Source organism: Modicisalibacter luteus DSM 23508 (genome assembly GCF_000378505.1).
Lineage (GTDB): Bacteria > Pseudomonadota > Gammaproteobacteria > Pseudomonadales > Halomonadaceae > Modicisalibacter > Modicisalibacter luteus.
In genome coordinates this window covers 1-1,306 of sequence record NZ_KB899991.1, presented here as the reverse complement: position 1 = coordinate 1,306, position 1,306 = coordinate 1, and the positions used below count along the sequence as shown (strand labels likewise).

Sequence of the window (1,306 nt, the reverse complement as noted above, 5' to 3'; positions counted from 1 at the left end):
CAGTTGTCGAGGAAGGCGGCCTGTAGCCCGTGGACAGCAGGCCCCTCAACCTGGAAATGGGTGTCCCGCCATTCGTCGGGGTTGCGTGCATCCCCCTCCCACTCCTCGGCGATGCCTACCCCACCGGTAAAGGCGGTCTGGCTGTCGCAGACGAGGACCTTTCGATGTGTGCGGTTATCCAACTCCCAGAGCTTCCAGCGTGCAAGTGGGCGAAACCAGACAACGTCCACGCCCGCCGCACGCATCCGCTCGATTAACGTCTTCGACATCTTTAGCGCCCCGATAGCGTCCAGGATGACCCGCACCCGTACGCCGGCACTGGCACGCTCCGTCAAGCCATCGGCGAACTGCCTGGCGACCTCCCCTTTCCAGTACACAAACGTGAGGAAATCCACACTAAAGCGCGCCTGGCGGATCGCCTCGAGCATGAGCGGAAATATCTCGATGCCGTTTCGCAGCACACTCACTCGATTACCGCCGCTAAAGGGAGCTCCCAGCGTCCCCTCCAGTACCTTCTGGTACTGAAAAGGACCAGCCTCAGCGCTTGAATCGCCCTGAGGAGGTGAAGAGATCACTTCTTCGCCATTCATTGCGACACGGGGTCGAACTCGAAATGCAGGGCATCCAGGCAGTCGCGATATCGCTCCCGCAACTCCTCGTGGCTATCCGCGCCAAGATAGATCGTACCAATGTGGTACGAGAAGCTGTCTTGATTAGGGAGATCACTCAGCCGCATGCCCGGCTCGATGTCCAGCTTGATCAAGGTGCCCGGAAAGCGCTCTCTGAGCTCAGCTAACTCCTGTTGGCTGGGGACGCGCTTGACGATGGCGTCCTCATGCTTATGGGGAATCAAACATTTGGCGGCCACCGGAAACTGGCCTTGCCGATTGACCATCGAGGGGCGCTGGCCCAGGGCGATATCGATGGCGACCTCATGATTGGACATACCATCGACCATGATGAACATTTCGCTGTGCGACTGCGAGATGCGTGTATTGAACTCAACCAGCCATAATTGGTCGCTCTCCTCGTCCCACATAAACTCGGCGTTGAAGCAACCATGATCAAAGCCGATATGCTCAAGGAAACGTTTGCTGGCATCGATCATCCGCCGCTGAACCCCCTCTGGCATGCTGGACGGGTATTCCAGCCGGTCGAACAGCATCGCGCCTTTATCCACGGGCTGGTCAAACACCCCGTGAACATTGAATTCTCCCTGGAACATGGTGCCCTCAGGCGCCCCCTGTCTGCCCGAAATAATTTGCTCGGCTATACAGGTGTTCCCGTTGGCTTGTCGAATCTCGGG

2 protein-coding genes are annotated in these 1,306 nt (G+C 58.2%); both read right to left on the bottom strand.

Annotated features, from left to right (window positions below):
- A partial coding sequence (locus tag F568_RS25230) for a phospholipase D-like domain-containing protein (RefSeq protein WP_244874806.1) occupies nt 1-467 on the bottom strand: 467 nt, incomplete at its 3' end.
- Between the two features lie 119 nt (nt 468-586).
- On the bottom strand, nt 587-1,306 hold a 720-nt coding region (locus F568_RS0104625; RefSeq protein ID WP_019017539.1), incomplete at its 5' end, for an ATP-grasp domain-containing protein.